This window comes from Ideonella azotifigens, assembly GCF_006519715.1.
Classification (GTDB): Bacteria; Pseudomonadota; Gammaproteobacteria; order Burkholderiales; family Burkholderiaceae_C; genus Ideonella; species Ideonella azotifigens.
Genome location: NZ_VIDT01000620.1, coordinates 1 through 3304 on the forward strand (window position 1 = coordinate 1; position 3304 = coordinate 3304).

The following is a 3304-nucleotide window of genomic DNA, read 5'->3' on the forward strand; positions in this document are numbered from 1 at the left end:
CGGCGCGACGATGGAAGAGATCGTGCGCTCGGTGCGCCGGGTCGGCGACATCGTGCGCGATATCAGCACCGGTGCCGCCGAGCAGAGCGACGGCATTGGCCAGATCCACCTCGCGGTGGGCCAGCTGGACCAGATGACGCAGCAGAACGCGGCGCTGGTCGAAGAAAGCGCGGCCTCGGCCGACAGCCTGCAGCAGCAGGCGCAGGCCTTGAGCGGCGCGGTGGCCAATTTCCGGCTGCGCTGAGCCGCGCCCACCGCCTTCTCACCATCAGGTCTTCGCGGCAGTTGCCGATATCCCTCGAAGACAAGTTGATTGCCCCGTGAACAACACCGGCCCGTGCCAGGGCCAAGCCACCGGCCAGCCGCCTCGCGCGGCACCGGATTTCCTCAGCCCAAGGAGACACCCATGCGCCATTTCACCGCCACCCTGATCACCGCCGCCGTCGCTCTCGGCTGCTCCGTCGCCCATGCCGCCGCAGGCGGTGCCACCGAGGCCGACGCGATCGCGATGGTCAAGAAAGGTGTGACCTTCGTGAAAGCCAGCGGCAAGGAAAAGGCCTACGCCGAAATCACCAGCAAGACAGGCCAGTTCCGCCATGAAGACCTGTACCTGACCGTCTACAGCATGGACGGCACGGTGCTGGCCCACGGTGCCAACGAAAAGATGGTGGGCAAGAACCTGATCGAGCTGAAGGACGTGGACGGCAAGGCCTTCGTCAAGGAACGCGTGGAGCTGGCCAAGGCCAAGCCCAGCTTCTGGCAGGACTACAAGTTCACCAACCCCGAGACCAAGAAGATCGAGCCCAAGGCGATGTACTGCGAGCGGCTGGATGAAACCGTCGTCTGCGGCGGCATCTACAAATAAGCCGCAACCCGTGCCGCGCCGGAGTCCTTCATGAAACTTGGAACCAAACTGCTGCTGCCGCCCATCATCACGGCCCTGGTCGCGTTGACCGGCGGCGCGATCAACGGCGCGCTGATGCAGCGCGAGGCCAGCAGCAATGCCGAGGTCTTCACCGCCGCGCTGGACCAGTTGCGCACCGTCACCAGCGTGCAGGAGCAGATGGGCCAGATGCACAGCGGCGTGTATCGCACGCTGACGCTGATCGCCTCGATGGACGAGCCCGCCGTGAAGGCGGTGCGCACCAGCCTGCCCAAGCAGGTGCAGGACATCTCCCGCGTGGCCCAGGACATCAGCGACCTGCACGACGACCAGGCCTTGCGCGACAACGCGCAGCAGGTCGCCAAGGACCTCGCCGCCTATGCCAAGCAGGCCGATCAGGCGATTGACCTGGCCCAGGTCGACCCGAACACCGGCGTGGCCGCGATGCAGGGTGCCGACGCCAGCTTCAAGGCGGCCAGCCAGGCCATGTCCAAGCTGATCGACAGCATCGAGGCCGCAGGCCAGCACACGCAGGAGGCTTCTGCCTCGCGTGGCCAGCGCAATTCGCTGGGCCTGGGCCTGCTGAGCCTGCTGCTGACGGCGGTGGCGGTGCTGGTTTGCGCCGCGCTGCTGCGCAGGGTGATCCAGGCGCTGCGCGAAGCTTCGGCGCTGGCCGAGGCGGTGGCCGATGGCGACCTGTCACAGCAAGCCGGCGAGAACCAGCGCAGCGACGAGATCGGCCAGCTGCAGCGCAGCCTGATGCGCATGGTGCAGCGCCTGCACGACTCGCTGCAAACGGTGCGCCACGCGGCCAGCAGCATCGCCACGACCAGCAGCGAAATCGCCACCGGCAACCAGGACCTGTCCAACCGCACGGAGCAGACGGCCGGCCGGCTGCAGCAGACGGCTTCGTCGATGCTGCAACTCACGGGCTCGGTCGGCCAGAGCGCCGAAGCCGCAGCGCAAGCCAACCAACTCGCCAGCTCGGCCGCCGAGGTCGCCCAGCGCGGTGGCGCAGCGGTCGCCGAGGTGGTGACGACGATGGACCAGATCCAGGCCGCGTCGCGCAAGATCGGCGACATCATCGGCGTGATCGATGGCATCGCCTTCCAGACCAACATCCTGGCGCTGAATGCTGCCGTGGAAGCCGCCCGTGCCGGCGAGCAGGGTCGCGGCTTCGCGGTGGTGGCCGGCGAGGTGCGCAGCCTGGCCGGGCGCTCGGCCGAAGCCGCGCGCGAGATCAAGGCGCTGATCGGCGCCTCGGTCGACCGGGTCGAGAACGGCTCGCGCCTTGTGCAGGACGCCGGCACGACGATGAACGAGATCGTCGAATCCTCGCGCCGCGTCTCCAACATCATTGCCGAGATCACCGCCAGCACGGTCGAGCAGCGCGACGGCATTGGCCAGATCAATGGCGCAGTGGCGGAGCTGGACCAGATGACGCAGCAGAACGCCGCACTGGTCGAGGAAAGTGCCGGCGCGTCCGACACCATGAAGCAACAGGCCCTGCGCCTGGCGCAGGTGGTGTCGACCTTCCAGCTCAGCGCCACCAGCCACGCCGAAGCGCCGCCAGCTGCGCCCAAGCCCAAGGCCGCCGCCAGCACCGCAGCCCCCACGGAGAGCGCCAGGCCCGCCAGCAAGCCGGTGCCGGCGAAGCCCCGCGCATCGGTGGTGGCACAGGCGGCAGCGCCAGCAACAGCCGGTGGCGACACCGACTGGACGAGTTTCTAGAAGCCCCTTCACATCGCCGGGAAACGGCCGATATCAACGTCATGCGGTGCCGCAAGAAGGCCCGCCCATCCCACGCAAAGGACCCAACACCATGGACATGATCACCGAAGCCAAGCAAGTGGCCCGGCACGAGGCCGCGCGGGCGGGCAAGGCCGCCAAAGGCGCTGCCGCCGTCACGCACGGCGAATACCTGAGCTTCCGCCTCGGCGGCGAGGAATACGGCATCGACATCCTGCGCGTGCAGGAAATCCGCTCCTACGAGCAGCCGACCCGCATCGCCAACGCGCCCGCCTTCCTGAAGGGCGTGGTCAACCTGCGCGGCGTGATCGTGCCGATCATCGACCTGCGCGTGAAGCTGAACTGCGAACAGGCCGAGTTCAACGACTTCACCGTCGTGATCGTGCTGAACATCAAGGGCCGCGTCGTCGGTGCCGTGGTCGACTCCGTCTCCGACGTGCTGGAACTCTCCAGCGACGCAGTCAAGGAAGCTCCGGCCATGAACGCCAATGTCGACATGTCCTTCATCACCGGCATCGCCAACGTCGGCGAACGCATGCTGATCCTGATGGACATCACGCAGCTGATGAGCTCGTCCGACATGGGCTTGATCGACGACAACTCCTGAAATGGGGCGCCCGGTTCGGCGGGAAATGGAGCACCCGGTTCGGCGAAACGCCGAACCACCCGCCG

Annotated in this window: 3 protein-coding genes and 1 pseudogene; all 4 read left to right on the forward strand. The window is 67.1% G+C overall.

Annotated features, from left to right (window positions below; genetic code table 11):
* Positions 1-244: pseudogene (locus FKP22_RS25115) on the forward strand (methyl-accepting chemotaxis protein); the annotation flags it as partial.
* A 162-nt stretch (positions 245-406) separates the two neighbouring features.
* Positions 407-865, forward strand: a complete 459-nt coding sequence (locus FKP22_RS25120) for a cache domain-containing protein (RefSeq protein ID WP_141290418.1) — start codon at positions 407-409, stop codon at positions 863-865.
* A 30-nt stretch (positions 866-895) separates the two neighbouring features.
* On the forward strand, positions 896-2614 hold the full coding sequence (locus FKP22_RS34415; RefSeq protein WP_141290420.1) for a methyl-accepting chemotaxis protein: 1719 nt from the start codon (positions 896-898) through the stop codon (positions 2612-2614).
* A 91-nt stretch (positions 2615-2705) separates the two neighbouring features.
* Entirely contained in the window at positions 2706-3239 is a 534-nt protein-coding gene (locus tag FKP22_RS25130) for a chemotaxis protein CheW (protein WP_141290422.1), read from the forward strand.
* Positions 3240-3304 lie beyond the last annotated feature (65 nt).